11 protein-coding genes are annotated in these 12904 nt (G+C 67.6%); 5 read left to right on the top strand and 6 right to left on the bottom strand.

All coding sequences use genetic code 11. The features are described 5' to 3' along the window. Positions 1 to 199: 199 nt before the first annotated feature. The 5 genes from PSm6_RS02120 (at position 200) to PSm6_RS02100 (ending at position 4063) form a co-directional block, all read left to right on the top strand. Positions 200 to 805, top strand: a complete 606-nt coding sequence (locus PSm6_RS02120; RefSeq protein WP_265169409.1) for a hypothetical protein — start codon at positions 200 to 202, stop codon at positions 803 to 805. Positions 806 to 859: 54 nt separating this feature from the next. Next, entirely contained in the window at positions 860 to 1537 is a 678-nt protein-coding gene (locus PSm6_RS02115) for a response regulator (RefSeq protein ID WP_184487862.1), read from the top strand. Positions 1538 to 1590: 53 nt separating this feature from the next. Beyond that, complete coding sequence (locus PSm6_RS02110; RefSeq protein WP_031287368.1) at positions 1591 to 2907, top strand: ATP-binding protein; 1317 nt, start codon at positions 1591 to 1593, stop codon at positions 2905 to 2907. 303 nt (positions 2908 to 3210) lie between these two features. Further along, positions 3211 to 3642, top strand: a complete 432-nt coding sequence (locus tag PSm6_RS02105) for a YciI family protein (protein ID WP_021218414.1) — start codon at positions 3211 to 3213, stop codon at positions 3640 to 3642. Between the two features lie 10 nt (positions 3643 to 3652). After that, a complete protein-coding gene (locus tag PSm6_RS02100; RefSeq protein ID WP_021218415.1) occupies positions 3653 to 4063 on the top strand; it encodes a VOC family protein in 411 nt (136 codons plus the stop codon). Between the two features lie 91 nt (positions 4064 to 4154). On the opposite strand, the gene PSm6_RS02095 is transcribed toward PSm6_RS02100, so the two are convergent. From PSm6_RS02095 to PSm6_RS02070, 6 genes are all read right to left on the bottom strand, one after another. Next, positions 4155 to 4397, bottom strand: a complete 243-nt coding sequence (locus tag PSm6_RS02095) for a YheU family protein (RefSeq protein WP_021218416.1) — start codon at positions 4395 to 4397, stop codon at positions 4155 to 4157. Between the two features lie 68 nt (positions 4398 to 4465). After that, on the bottom strand, positions 4466 to 7225 hold the full coding sequence (locus PSm6_RS02090; RefSeq protein WP_265169406.1) for a hybrid sensor histidine kinase/response regulator: 2760 nt from the start codon (positions 7223 to 7225) through the stop codon (positions 4466 to 4468). 62 nt (positions 7226 to 7287) lie between these two features. Further along, positions 7288 to 8484 (bottom strand): osmoprotectant NAGGN system M42 family peptidase, encoded by a 1197-nt coding sequence (locus PSm6_RS02085; RefSeq protein ID WP_021218418.1) that lies wholly within the window; start codon positions 8482 to 8484, stop codon positions 7288 to 7290. 41 nt (positions 8485 to 8525) lie between these two features. Then, the gene (ngg, locus tag PSm6_RS02080) at positions 8526 to 10283 is read right to left on the bottom strand and encodes an N-acetylglutaminylglutamine synthetase (protein ID WP_265169404.1); all 1758 of its coding nucleotides are present in this window, start codon (positions 10281 to 10283) and stop codon (positions 8526 to 8528) included. Positions 10284 to 10296: 13 nt separating this feature from the next. Then, positions 10297 to 12066, bottom strand: a complete 1770-nt coding sequence (locus PSm6_RS02075; RefSeq protein WP_265169403.1) for an N-acetylglutaminylglutamine amidotransferase — start codon at positions 12064 to 12066, stop codon at positions 10297 to 10299. A gap of 136 nt (positions 12067 to 12202) precedes the next feature. Beyond that, positions 12203 to 12901, bottom strand: coding sequence for an MBL fold metallo-hydrolase (locus tag PSm6_RS02070; RefSeq protein ID WP_265169402.1), 699 nt, complete (start codon positions 12899 to 12901; stop codon positions 12203 to 12205). Positions 12902 to 12904: the final 3 nt, after the last annotated feature.

Raw genomic sequence — 12904 nt, 5'->3', positions numbered from 1 at the left:
GGCTCCCGTTTTTTTTCGTGCCGTGGTCAGGCACGCCGGCACGGAATCGAGCGGGTTCACCCGTGCCGCGAGCAGTATTTGCGCTCATACCCGATCGTTCAGCCGAGGTTCAGAGAGGGTTCAGGGGCGGTTCAGTGCCCGCCAGGCAGGATGGCTTCCGTGTTCAAGCACGAATCGAAATCCATCGGAGGAACTCCTCATGAAAACCATCCTGACTCCTATCGCTCTCGCCGCCGGCCTGGCCTTCGCCGCTACGTCCGCCCAGGCAGCCGATCCTTTCGTCAGCCTGACCTGGGGCCAGACCAACAACAACATCCAGAACTCCTCGGCGCTGAATGCCAACCTCGGTGACCCGAGCCTGGACAAGGTGATCCACAAGACCGGTACCTGGGGTGTACGTGCCGGCATGATGGATGACAGCAGCCGCTACTACGCCACCTACGAGAACTTCTCGGACACCGACCGTGGCAACAAGCTGCGCCAGCAGAACCTGCTCGGCAGCTACGACGTCTTCCTGCCCCTGGGTGACAACAACACCAAGCTGTTCGGTGGTGCCACCCTCGGCCTGGTCAAGCTGGAGCAGGACGGCACCGGCATGCGCCGCGACAGCGACATCGGCTACGCAGCGGGCCTGCAGGCCGGTATCCTCCAGCAACTGAACAAGAGCACCTCCATCGAGGCCGGCTATCGTTACCTGCGCACCAATGCCAGCACCGAAGTCGCGCCCCACGGTGGCGACAAGCTTGGCTCGCTGGACCTGCACAGCAGCTCGCAGGCCTACCTGGGCGCCAGCTACAAGTTCTGACCAGTGCCATGCACGGCCGGGCCAAGTGCCCGGCCTTTGCTTGAGGAAATGCCAATGAAATTGCTGGTTGTGGAAGACGAGGCGCTGCTGCGCCATCACCTCCATACGCGCCTCGGCGAGCAGGGCCACGTGGTCGACGCGGTGCCGGATGCCGAGGAGGCGCTGTACCGCGCCGAGGAATACCACCACGACCTTGCGGTGATCGACCTCGGCCTGCCCGGCATGAGCGGCCTCGACCTCATCCGCCAACTGCGCAGCGGCGGCAAGGCGTTCCCCATCCTCATACTCACCGCACGCGGCAACTGGCAGGACAAGGTCGAAGGCCTGGCCGCCGGTGCCGACGACTACGTGGTCAAGCCGTTCCAGTTCGAAGAGCTGGAGGCGCGCCTCAATGCCCTGTTGCGACGCTCCTCGGGCTTCGTCCAGTCCACCATCGAGGCCGGCCCCTTGCTGCTCGACCTCAACCGCAAGCAGGCGCAGATCGATGGCGCGCCCATGGCGCTGACCGCCTACGAGTACCGCATCCTCGAATACCTCATGCGTCACCATCAGCAGGTGGTGGCCAAGGAGCGGCTGATGGAGCAGCTCTACCCCGGCGACGAGGAACGCGACCCCAACGTCATCGAAGTGCTGGTCGGGCGCATCCGCCGCAAGCTGGAGGGCGAGCACGGCTTCAAGCCCATCGAGACGGTGCGCGGCCAGGGCTACCTGTTCACCGAGCGCTGCCGTTGAGCCACGCCGCCAGCCCCCGCCGTCGCGCCGGGTTCTCCCTGCGCCTGCGCCTGATGCTGGGCGCCACGGCGCTCGCGGTGCTGTTCATGCTGGTGCTGCTGCCTCTGCTGCGCAGTGCCTTCGACTACGCCCTGGACCAGGCCATCGAGAAGCGCCTGGCCGCCGACGCCAGTGCGCTGATCGCCGCCGCGCGCATCGTCGACGGCCGCCTGGACATGCCGGACAAGCTGCCCGACGAGGAATTCGACAACCTCGACGCCACCCAGCTCGGCTACATCTACGACAGCGACGGCAAGCTGGTCTGGCAGTCGCGTTCCTCCACCGACGAATCCGTGCACTACGAGCCCCGCTATGACGGCCGTGGCCACGAGTTCACCCGAGTGCACGACGTGCGTGGCCGCGAGTTCTTCGTCTACGACGTGGAGATCGACCTGCTACGCGGCCAGGCCGCGGCCTTCAGCGTGGTCACCATGCAGCCGATGAGCGACTACCAGGTGATGCACGACGGCTTCGTCCATCAGCTGTACCTGTGGCTCGGTGCTGCACTGTTGCTGCTGCTGACGCTGCTCTGGTTCGGCCTCACCTGGGGATTCCGCAGCCTGCGCCGGCTCAGCGAAGAGCTGGACCAGGTGGAAGCCGGCGCCCGTGACTCCCTCAGCGAGGAGCACCCGCGCGAGTTGCTGCGCCTCACCGGTTCCCTCAACCGCCTGCTGGAGAGCGAGCGCCTGCAGCGCGAGCGCTACCGCAACTCCCTCGATGACCTGGCCCACAGCCTGAAGACCCCGCTTTCGGTGTTGCAGGGCGTCAGCGAGACCATCAACAAATCCGCCAACCCCGAGCAGGCCCATGTGCTGCGCAGCCAGATCGAGCGCATGAGCCAGCAGGTGGACTACCAGCTGCAGCGCGCCACCCTGCGCAAGAGCGGCCTGGTGCGCCACCGCGTGCGCCTGGCGCCGCTGCTCGACCTGCTCTGCGAGGCGCTGGACAAGGTCTACCGCGACAAGCAGGTACGGGTCGAACGCGCCTTCGACCCCGCCCTCGACGTGCCCGTCGAACAGGGCGCGCTGTTGGAGCTGCTCGGCAACCTGCTGGAAAACGCCTACCGCCTGTGCCTCGGCCATATCCGCGTCAGCGCCCTGCAGGGTGCCGATTTCTGTGAGCTGCGGGTGGAGGACGACGGCCCCGGCGTGCCGGTGGACCAACGCGCGCGCATCCTCAAGCGCGGCGAGCGACTCGATGCCCAGCATCCTGGCCAGGGCATCGGCACCGCCGTGGTCCGCGACATCGTCGAAAGCTTCGACGGTGAACTGGCCCTGGACGACTCCAGCCTCGGCGGCGCCGAGTTCCGCATCCGCCTGCCCTTGCATTGAGGGTTGGCGGGTTTTCCCCGCTCATCCGGCTTCCTTCCTGGCGGCGGATGTTCGCGAGGTGGCAGGAGGCTGCAGATTCGCATCCAGGGAACGCCGTTCGGCGTTCCATCCCTCCTGTCACCGGCGTGATTTCGAAGACCCACTAAGCTGTGATTCGCCTCCGTGCCCGCGCGCATTTCCTCCCTGGAGTCGATGCACGTGAATTTTTTTCGAAGGGCTGTCGAAACCCGCGCAGCCCGTTCGACTAATGGACAGAACCGCCAGCCTGGCGGGCATGAACCCCGAACAAGAAGGAGCGACACGATGCGATTCATGGTGATGGTCAAGGCAACGAAGGAATCGGAAGCCGGCGAGATGCCCAGCGAGGCGCTGCTCACGGCGATGGGCGCCTACAACCAGGAGCTGATCGACGCCGGCATCATGCAGGCGGGCGAGGGGCTGCACCCCAGTTCCCGTGGCGCGCGGGTGACCTTCTCCGGCAGCAGCCGCACGGTGACCGACGGCCCCTTCGCGGAAACCCGCGAGCTGGTGGCCGGCTACTGGATCTGGGAAGTGGAATCCCTGGAGAAGGCCATCGAGTGGGTCAAGCGCTGCCCCAACCCGATGAGTGGCGAGTCGGACATCGAGATCCGCCAGATCTTCACGATGGAAGACTTCGGTGCCGAATTCACCCCGGAACTGCGTGAGCTGGAAGAGCGTCAGCGCACCCAGATGGCCGCCGACAAACAACAATAAGGAGCTGACCATGCGTATCAATGCCTACCTGATCTTCGGCGGCAACTGCCGCGAGGCCTTCGAGTTCTACAACCAGACCCTGGGCGGCGAGCTGCAGGTGATGACCTTCGGCGCATCACCGGCCGCCGAGCATGTGCCCGCGCAGTTCCACGACCGCGCCATGCATGCCTGCCTGACCATTGGCGACCAGTCGCTTATGGCCTCCGACACCACGCCGGAACACCCCTATGACGGCATCCGTGGCTGCTCGGTGTCGCTCAACGTCGACTCCATCAAGGAAGCCGAGCGCGTGTTCGCCGCGCTCTCCGCCGGCGGCAAGGTGCAGATGCCGCTGGAGGCGACCTTCTGGGCCGCGCGCTTCGGCATGCTCGAAGACCGCTTCGGGGTGCCGTGGATGGTCAACTGCGAGAAGGACCAGTAAGCCGCGAAAGCCGATGCGTGGCGCCGCTCCACAGGGGCGGCGCCCGTTCATCCCGGGTGCTTTCCGGTTGTGAAAGGGTGCGCGAGGAGGGTCACTCGTCCTCGGCGGACTCGAGCAGTTCCTTCGGCACTTCGCTGCGCAGCATCAGCTGGCATTGCTGGCTGTCGGGGTCGAAGACGATCACCGCCTGCTTTTTCTCCAGGGCACGGCGCACCCGGGCGACCCGGGTTTCCAGCGGGGTTTCGTCACCGTTGTCGGTGCCGTCGCGGGTGACGAAGTCTTCGATCAGGCGGGTGAGGGTGTCGGCTTCGAGCAGGTGGTGGGGAATCAGCATGGCGGACCTCAGGGGCAGGCGGCGATCCTAGCGCGATGACCGCCGCGACGCCATGCGCAGGCGTCGGCTCAGGCGGAGTCCTCGCGCAGGTCCTGGCGCATCAGCAAGCGGTCGAGGGTGGCGAAGAGCAGGGCGCTGTCCAGGGGTTTGCCGAGGAAGTCGTCCATGCCCGCCTCGGACCCGGCATCGCGGTGTTCGTCGAGGATGTGCGCGGTCAGCGCGACGATGGGCACGGCCACCAATTGGCGGTTGCGTTCGAACTGGCGGATGCGCTTGGTCGCCTCGAAACCGTCCATTTCCGGCATCTCGCAATCCATCAGGATCAGTTGCACGCCCGCCGGGTCGCGCTCGTATTCGTTCACTGCGGCCACGCCGTTGGCCACGGTGCGCACCCGGTAGCCGCGCTTGCGCAGGAAGCCCTGCACCACCAACTGGTTCACCGCGTTGTCCTCGGCCACCAGGATGCAGGGGGCGGAGCTGGAGTCGCTGAAGGCCTCGCTGAGGATTGGGCGCGGCTCCTGGCGGCGCTCCTGATAGAGGTCGCCGAGGGCTTCGCGCAGGGGCACCACGGCCAGGGGCTGGGCCATGGCGATCAGGCGCAGGCCGTTGCTCTGGGGCAGGTTCTGGCATTGCTCGGGCGGGCACAGCAGGAGGATGCGCTGCCCCGGTTCCAGGCGCGGGCGCAGGGAGTCGAGCCAGTGCGCGGCGCTGCCCGGCCAGGGCGCCACCAGCACCAGCAGCGGCGGCACGGCGAAGTCGTCGAGGTATTCGTTCAGGCGCTCGGGCGTCTGGCAGCGCTCGGTGCGCATGCCCCAGCGGCCCAGCAGGCGGCTCAGGGCGTCGAGGCCGAGGCCGTCGAGGGAGGTGAGCAGGGCGGTCTTGCCCTTGAGCAGGCGCAGCAGCTCGTCGTCTTCCTCGGTGCCTTCCTGCAGCGGCATGTCGAAGGCGAAGCGCGTGCCCTGGCCGGGCGTGCTCTGCACCTCGATGCGGCCGCCCATCATTTCCACCAGCTCCTTGCTGATGGCCAGGCCCAGGCCGCTGCCGCCGTAGCGGCGGGTGGTGCTGGAGTCGCCCTGGGCGAAGGAATCGAACAGCTGGGACAGCGCCTCGTTGCGGATGCCGATGCCGCTGTCGCTGATGGCGAAGATCAGGTGCGGGTCGCCGAGGGAGTTGGAGCGGCGGCAGACGTTCACCGCCACATGGCCTTCGGCGGTGAACTTGAGTGCGTTGCTCAGCAGGTTCATCAGCACCTGCTTGAGGCGCGTGGGGTCACCCTTGATGCGCCGCGGCACGCCGCTTTCCAGGCTGATGTAGAGGCGCAGGCGCTTGTCCAGGGCCTGGGCGGTGAACAGGCTGAGGGTGTCGGAGAGCAACTGCTCCAGGTCGAACTCGATGTGTTCCAGGGTCAGCTTGCCGGACTCGATGCGGGCGTAGTCGAGGATGTCGTTGATCACCGCCATCAGCGCGCTGCCGGAGCTGGAGATGGTGTCGACGTAGAAGCGCTGGCTGCGGTCCAGCGGGGTTTCCTTGAGCAGTTGCAGCATGCCCAGCACGCCGTTGAGGGGCGTGCGGATCTCGTGGCTCATCTTGGCCAGGAAGCGGCTCTTGGCGCGGCTTTCGACATGGGCCTGCTCGGCCGCCTGGCGCGAGCGGAAGCCTTCTTCCTTGAGGGTGTTGATGCGGTCGGCGAGGCCGATGGACAGGGTGATCAGTTCGATGGTCACGCCGATCTTCACCACCGTGGCACCGAAGATGCCCAGCACCTCCACGCCCAGCGAGCCGGTGGTGGCCTGGATGAAGGCGAACAGCAGGATGCCCCAGGCCAGCGTGTAGTAGGAGCCGTAGCGCACGCCGCGGCGCCAGACGTAGATGCCGGCCAGCAGGAGCAGCAGCGAGACGGCGGAGACGGTGAGGCTGGCGAGGATGTTCCAGGCCTGCAGGCCGATCAGCGGCGCCGAGAGGAAGATCGCCATCGTCACCAGCATCGCCACCCGCAGCGCCGTGTCGAGGCGCGGGAAGTACTGCTTGGCGTGGAGGAAGTGGCGGCTGAACTGCACGGCGGTGAGGCAGTGCAGGTACATGAGGATGTAGATGCTCACCGACTGGAAGGCCACGTGTTCGGGCAGCAGCTTGAACAGCATGCCGTCGAAGCAGGCGGCCAGCAGGCCGACGTTGAGGTTGTAGGCCAGGTACCAGAGGTAGGCCGACTCGCGCAGCGAGATGTAGAGGAACAGGTTGTAGAAGAACATGGCGAACAGCACGCCGTAGAAGGCGCCGTTGAACCCCATGAGGTTTTCCTGGGCCGCGGCGCTGGCGCCATAGGTGCTGAAGAACAGCGGCACGAAGAGGGTGCTGGTGCTTTCCACCCGCAACAGCAGGGTGTTGCTGCCGGGCTGCAAATCGAGGGGGAACCAGAAGTTGCGCACCTGCACCGGGCGCTGGGCGAAGGCGAAGCTGTCGCCGCTTTCCTGCTCCTGCAGGTGGCCGTCGGGGTCGAAGAGGAAGACCTTGATGTGGTCCAGCAGCGGGTAGTTGGCTTCCAGGTAACCCGAAAGCGGGTGCTGGCGGCTGTTGACCAGGCGCACCTTGAACCACCAGACCGAGCTGTTCTTGCCCAGGTTGGCGTGCTCGCCGTGGACCGGGGTGAAGGCTTCGTCGGGCAGCTTGCGCAGGTCGCCGACCTGCAGCGTGCCGTCCCGATCCTCGAGGTAACCCAGGAAGGGGCTCAGGGACAGGCGCAGGTCGTCACGGTCGAGGGGGGCGCTCGGAAGCGCCCAGGCCTGGCCGGCAAGGCAGAACAACAGGAGCGCCAGACAGAGGCGAGGCATCCTTTCACCCCGTGGTTTTTATGACCTGTGGCCTGGCACTTTGCCTTTATGTGAGGTGGCCTTCAAGCGTCGCTTTCGCCCTTGCCTACGAGACTTCCGACAGTCGGTACGCGCGTGTCGTTTTCCATCTGCGCGGTGTGTTCCAGCTGGTGGCTGAATGGCTCCAGGGAGTTCTGCGCATTGTCGGCGTCGCTGGCGAATACCGGCGGGCTCATCATGTAGGCGCCCAGCAGCCGGGCCATGGCTTCCAGGCTGTCGATGTGGGTGCGCTCGTAGCCGTGGGTGGCGTCGCAGCCGAAGGCCAGCAGGGCGGCACGGGTGTCGTGGCCAGCGGCGATCGCCGACTGGGCATCGCTGTGGTAGTAGCGGAACAGGTCGCGACGAACGGGGATGACGTTCTTCTCCGCCAGCTTCAGCAGGTGCCGCGAGAGGTGGTAGTCGTAGGGGCCTGCCGAGTCCTGCAGGGCGACGCTGACGGCATGCTCGCTGGAGTGCTGGCCGGGGGCGACCGGAGCGATGTCGATGCCGACGAATTCGCTGACGTCCCAGGGCAGCGCGCCGGCGGAACCGGAGCCGATCTCCTCGGTGATGGTGAACAGCGGGTGGCAGTCGATGGGCGGCACCAGCTTGGCTTCGGTGATGCCCTTGAGCGCGGTGAGCAGGGCGGCGACGCCGGCCTTGTCGTCCAGGTGGCGGGCGCTGATGTGGCCGCTCTCGGTGAACTCGGGCAGCGGGTCGAAGGCGACGAAGTCGCCGATGCACACGCCGAGGGATTCGCAGTCGGCGCGGGTCGAGCTGTAGGCGTCCAGGCGCAGTTCGATGTGGTCCCAACTGATGGGCATGCTGTCCACTTCGGTGTTGAAGGCGTGGCCGGAGGCCAGCAGCGGCAGCACGCTGCCACGGATCACCCCGGTGTCGGTGAATACGCTGACGCGGCTGCCTTCGGCGAAGCGGCTGGACCAGCAGCCCACCGGCGCCAGGGCCAGGCGGCCGTTGTCCTTGATCTGGCGGACGATGCCGCCAATGGTGTCCAGGTGCGCCGCCACCGCGCGGTCGGGGCTCTTCTGCCGGCCCAGCAGGGTGGCGCGGATGGTGCCGCGACGGGTCAGCTCGAAGGGGATGCCCATCTCCTCCAGGCGCTCGGCGACGTAGCGCACGATGGTGTCGGTGAAGCCGGTGGGGCTGGGGATGGCGAGCATCTCCAGGAGCACCTGGCGCAGGTAGTTGATATCGGGTTCGGGGAGTTTTCTGGCAGTCATGGCGTCTCCTTGGCGAGGTGCCGGGCCCGCAGGCCCGGGGCTCAGGACAGCGGCTGGCTGAGGGGGAACAGCAGGTCGATGAAGCGCTCGGCGGTGGGCTGCGGCTGGTGGTTGGCCAGGCCGACCCGCTCGTTGGCTTCGATGAACACGTAGTCGGGCTGGTCGGCGGCGGGCACCAGCAGGTCCAGGCCCACCACCGGGATGCCGAGGGCGCGGGCGGCGCGGACGGCCGCCTCGCCCAGGCGCGGGTGGAGGATGCCGGTGACGTCTTCCAGGGTGCCGCCGGTGTGTAGGTTGGCGGTGCGGCGCACGGCGAGGTGGGTGCCCTCGGGCAGCACATCGTCGTAGCCGTAGCCGGCGTCCCTGAGGGTGCGTTCGGTCTCGTCGTCGAGGGGGATGCGGCTTTCGCCACCGGTGGCGGCCTGGCGTCGGCGGCTCTGCGCCTCGATCAGCGAGCGGATGCTGCGCTGGCCGTCACCGACGATCTCGGCCGGGCGACGGATCGCCGCCGCGACCACGTCGTAGCCGATCACCACGATGCGCAGGTCGTGGCCCTGGTGGAAGCTCTCCAGCAGCACGCGGCTGTCGAAGCGCCGGGCGTTGTCGATGGCCGCTTCCACCTCGGCGGCGCTGCGCAGGTCCACGGCCACGCCATTGCCCTGCTCGCCGTCCACCGGTTTGACCACCAGGGCGCCATGTTCGGCGAGGAAGGCGGCGTTCTCCTTCTCGGTGCCGGCCAGGCGCTGCGCCGGCAGGCTGAGGCCGGCGCGGGCCAGGGTGCTGTGGGTGAGGGTCTTGTCCTGGCACAGGGTCATGCTGACGGCGCTGGTCATGTCCGACAGCGATTCGCGGCAGCGCACGCTGCGCCCGCCCTGGCTGAGGCTGAAGAGCCCGGCGCGGGCGTCGTCGACGCGCACCTCGATGCCGCGGCGGTGGGCCTCGTCGACGATGATCCGCGCATAGGGGTTGAGGTCCTCTTCCGGGCCGGGGCCGAGGAACAGGGTCTGGTTGATACCGTTCTTGCGCTTGATGGCGAAGGTCGGCAGGTCACGGAAGCCCAGCTTGGAATACAGCGCCTTGGCCTGGCGGTTGTCGTGCAGCACCGACAGGTCGAGGTAGGCCAGGCCACGGCTCATGAAGTGCTCGATGAGGTGGCGCACCAGCGCCTCGCCGACGCCGGGGCGGTTGCATTGCGGGTCCACCGCCAGGCACCAGAGGCTGGAGCCGCCTTCCGGGTCGTGGAAGGCCTTGCGGTGGTTGAGGCCCATCACGCTGCCGACCACCTGGTTGCTGGCCGAATCCTCGGCCAGCCAGTACACCGGGCCGCCCTGGTGGCGCGGGGTGATGGCGTCGTGATCCACCGGCAGCATGCCGCGGCTGCGGTACAGCTGGCTGATGGCCTGCCAGTCGTCCTCGCTGTGGGCACGGCGGATGCGGAAGCCACGGAAGGCCCGGCGCGCCGGGCGGTAGTCGGTGAACCACAGGCGCAGGGTGTCGGAGGGGTCGAGGAACAGCTGCTGCGGTGCCTGGGCCAGCACCTGCTGGGGCGCCGCGACGTACAGGGCGATGTCCCGCTCGCCGGGGCTCTCGGCCAGCAGCTCGCGGGCCAGGCTGGTCGGGTCCGGGTAGGTGTGGCCCAGCAGCAGGCGGCCCCAGCCGCAGTGCAACACCTGGACCTGCTCCGGCTGTTCATCCTTGTGCTCTTCCGCCAGGCGTGCCTGCAGGCGCTCGTAGGAGGGCGCCTGACCGCGCAGCAGACGCTGGCTCTGCACGTACTGCTGGCTGGTAAAGAATTTCATCGCGAATCTCTCCTTAGAGCCCCTGCTCGTTGAGCCAGAGGTTGAGCGCCGCCATCTGCCACAGCTTGGAGCCGCGCAGCGGGGTCAGGTCTTCGCCGGGGTTGGCCAGCAGGCGTTCGAGGGTGGCGGCGTTGAACAGGCCGCGATCCTGGCTCGGGTCCAGCAGCAGCTCGCGCACCCAGTCGCGGGTCTTGCCTTGCAGGTGCTTGAGCCCGGGCACGGGGAAGTAGCCCTTGGGCCGGTCGATCACCTCGTGGGGGATGACTTGGCGGGCGACTTCCTTGAGCACCTGCTTGCCGCCATCGCCCAGCTTGAAGCGCGAGGGGATGCGCGCGGAGAGCTCGACCACGCGGTAGTCGAGGAAGGGCACGCGGGCCTCCAGGCCCCAGGCCATGGTCATGTTGTCGACGCGTTTGACCGGGTCGTCCACCAGCATGATGGTGCTGTCCAGGCGCAGGGCCTTGTCCACCGGGTCTTCGGCGCCGGAGCGGGCGAAGTGCTCGCGGACGAAGTCGCCGGCCACGTCCCCGGTGAGCCAGGCCGGCTGCACGGTGTCGCGGTAGTCGGCGTGGCTGCGGTCGAAGAAGGCCGCGCGGTAGGTGGCGAAGGGGTCGGCCGTGTCGGCCAGCGGCGGGTACCAGTGGTAACCCGCGAACAGCTCGTCGGCACCCTGGCCGCTCTGCACCACCTTGCAGTGCTTGGAGACTTCGCGGGAGAGCAGGTAGAAGGCGATGCAGTCATGGCTGACCATCGGCTCGCTCATGGCGCGGAAGGCCGCGGGCAACTGCTCGATGATCTCGTGCTCGCCGACCCGCAATTGGTGGTGGCGGGTGCCGTAGCGGCGGGCGATGAGGTCGGAGTACTCGAACTCGTCGCCGCGCTCGCCGCCGGCATCCTGGAAACCGATGGAGAAGGTCAGCAGGTCCTCGACGCCGGCCTCGGCCAGCAGGCCCACCAGCAGGCTGGAGTCGACGCCGCCGGAAAGCAGCACGCCTACTTCGCGGGCCGCGCGCTGACGCACGGCGACGGCATCGCGCAGGCTGCCCAGCAGCAGGTCGCGCCAGTCGGCCAGTTGCAGCCCGGCCTCGTCGGCGCGGTGGCCGTAGTCGAGGTTCCACCAGGTGCCCTGGTCGATGTTGCCGTCGGCGTCGACCATCATCCAGCTGGCCGGCGGCAGCTTCTCGATGCCCTTGACCAGGGTGCGCGGTGCCGGCACCACGGCGTGGAAGTTGAGGTAGTGGTTGAGCGCCTCGGCGTCCAGGGTGCCGTCGATGTCGCCACCCTTGAGCAGCGCCGGCAGGCTGGAGGCGAAGCGCAGACGGCTGGCCGTGCGCGACAGGTACAGCGGCTTGATGCCGAGGCGGTCGCGGGCCAGGAACAGGCGCTGGCTGCCCGGCTCCCAGATGCCCAGGGCGAACATGCCGTTGAGCTTGGGCAGCATGTCCTTGCCCCAGGCGTGCCAGGCCTTGGCCAGCACCTCGGTGTCGCCGCCGGAGCGGAAGCGGTAGCCGAGGGCCTGAAGCTCTTCGCGCAGTTCGGGGAAGTTGTAGATGGCGCCGTTGAAGCTCATCGCCAGGCCCAGGTCGGGCTCGACCATCGGCTGCGCCGAGCCGTCGGACAGGTCCATGATCTTCAGCCGGCGGTGGCCCAGGGCGATGGGGCCCTGGCTATGGAAGCCCCAGGCGTCGGGGCCGCGAGGGGCGAGGTGATGGGTGATGCGTTCGACCGCAGCCAGGTCGGCGGGTCGTTTGTCGAAGCGTAACTCTCCAGAAATGCCGCACATAAGTCCTTACCGGTTCTGCCGTTGGGGATACCGCCCGCTTTATGCAGGCAGTAAGAGTCCGACCGGTATTTTTGCGGATGGTTTAGATCAAATAGTTATTAGCCAAAGAGCCGCTTTGTGGCACCGGGAACTCACCTCAGGGGCGGCCGCAGGCGCGGTTGGCGGGCACGGCGATGTCCATCAGGCGCGGGTTCGGCAGGCGCAGGCTGGCCATCAGCGCCGCATAGGCCTCGGCGTTGGCCACCTGCAGGCGCGGGTTGTGGGCGCGTTCCTCGGCGATGCTCGAACGGGTCCAGCCGCGATAGTCGTGGCCGGGGCACACCTCGGTGTCGTCCGCCAGCGCCAGCAGGCGCCCCAGGCTGGCCCACTGGGCACGGGCGTCGCCGTTCTGGAAGTCGGTGCGCCCGGTGCCACGGATCAGCAGGGTGTCGCCGGTGAACACCCGCGCCGGAGTGCCATCGGCGGGGCTGGCGGGCAGCAGGAAGCAGTAGGAGTCCGCGGTGTGCCCAGGGGTGTACCAGGCGATCAGTTCGCGGGCGCCGAAGTGCAGGCGCGTGCCGTCGGTGAAGGTGAAGCTGGCGCAGGTGCTGCCGCTTTCGGCGCCGAATCCACTCTGGCAGCCGGTGGCCTCGCGCAGGTCGCCCAGGGCGGTGATGTGGTCGGCGTGGGTATGGGTATCGAGGGCCAGCACCAGGCGCAGCCCGAGTTCGTCGAGCAGGCGCCGGTAGGCGTCGAGTTGTTCCTTCACCGGGTCGATCAGTACCGCCTCGCCGGCGTCGGCGAGCAGGTAGGTGTAGGTGGAGCTTTCGGCATCGAAGAGCTGGCGCAGCAGCATGGT

This window comes from Pseudomonas solani (assembly GCF_026072635.1).
Classification (GTDB): domain Bacteria; phylum Pseudomonadota; class Gammaproteobacteria; order Pseudomonadales; family Pseudomonadaceae; genus Metapseudomonas; species Metapseudomonas solani.
This window is presented reverse-complemented; position numbering and strand designations above follow the sequence as displayed.

What these genes read in the sequence shown, in the direction of transcription:
- PSm6_RS02120 (WP_265169409.1), top strand. Translation starts at nt 200, where the DNA reads ATGAAAACCATCCTGACTCCTATCGCTCTCGCCGCCGGCCTGGCCTTC.
- PSm6_RS02115 (WP_184487862.1), top strand. Translation starts at nt 860, where the DNA reads ATGAAATTGCTGGTTGTGGAAGACGAGGCGCTGCTGCGCCATCACCTC.
- PSm6_RS02110 (WP_031287368.1), top strand. Translation starts at nt 1,591, where the DNA reads ATGCTGGGCGCCACGGCGCTCGCGGTGCTGTTCATGCTGGTGCTGCTG.
- PSm6_RS02105 (WP_021218414.1), top strand. Translation starts at nt 3,211, where the DNA reads ATGCGATTCATGGTGATGGTCAAGGCAACGAAGGAATCGGAAGCCGGC.
- PSm6_RS02100 (WP_021218415.1), top strand. Translation starts at nt 3,653, where the DNA reads ATGCGTATCAATGCCTACCTGATCTTCGGCGGCAACTGCCGCGAGGCC.
- PSm6_RS02095 (WP_021218416.1), bottom strand. Translation starts at nt 4,397, where the DNA reads ATGCTGATTCCCCACCACCTGCTCGAAGCCGACACCCTCACCCGCCTG.
- PSm6_RS02090 (WP_265169406.1), bottom strand. Translation starts at nt 7,225, where the DNA reads ATGCCTCGCCTCTGTCTGGCGCTCCTGTTGTTCTGCCTTGCCGGCCAG.
- PSm6_RS02085 (WP_021218418.1), bottom strand. Translation starts at nt 8,484, where the DNA reads ATGACTGCCAGAAAACTCCCCGAACCCGATATCAACTACCTGCGCCAG.
- ngg (WP_265169404.1), bottom strand. Translation starts at nt 10,283, where the DNA reads ATGAAATTCTTTACCAGCCAGCAGTACGTGCAGAGCCAGCGTCTGCTG.
- PSm6_RS02075 (WP_265169403.1), bottom strand. Translation starts at nt 12,066, where the DNA reads ATGTGCGGCATTTCTGGAGAGTTACGCTTCGACAAACGACCCGCCGAC.
- PSm6_RS02070 (WP_265169402.1), bottom strand. Translation starts at nt 12,901, where the DNA reads ATGCTGCTGCGCCAGCTCTTCGATGCCGAAAGCTCCACCTACACCTAC.